Annotated in this window: 1 pseudogene; it reads right to left on the bottom strand. The window is 42.5% G+C overall.

The features are described 5' to 3' along the window. Positions 1 to 292: 292 nt before the first annotated feature. A pseudogene (locus tag K5E19_RS24150) lies at positions 293 to 501 on the bottom strand (hypothetical protein); the annotation flags it as partial.

Below are 501 nucleotides of genomic sequence, written 5' to 3'. Positions count from 1 at the left end.
CTTGCTGATCGTGTACGCCACCTAAGACCAGATAATCGTAGTATTTCTCTTCGCTCATTTGTTATCTCTTACAAAGTGTTTGTTTTTTTACTATCGCATATTCAAGCCCTCAAAGCATTACCGCAGGCATGAAGAGAATACTGATGATCTGTTCATCGGAAAAACGCTTCTTCATGGGGATGTCCTCATGTGGCTGATGAAGACATTACTAACATCGGGGTGAATTAACCAAAGGGGAGCAGGTCAGCCTACCTATGGTGATGGCAGCAAAAACCGTCCGGAGACGGCTTCATCAATTTTGTTGCTTCAGCTCTTTTTTCCCTGCAGCTGCAGCAACTATTTTCTCTGATCTAAGTCGTCTGTTTTCTCGTTCAACATACCAATCGCTAAGCAACGTCTCTATCAAGCTAATGAGTAGCTCAGCCTCCTCTTTGTCGACATCAATAATCAGATCAATGTCTTTTTCCATGTGGGCACCAATATTACCAATACTTCTTATTG

Source organism: Enterobacter sp. RIT637 (genome assembly GCF_019718755.1).
Lineage (GTDB): Bacteria > Pseudomonadota > Gammaproteobacteria > Enterobacterales > Enterobacteriaceae > Enterobacter.
Note: the sequence above shows the minus strand (reverse complement) of the source record. Positions and strands in the feature narration are given on the sequence as shown.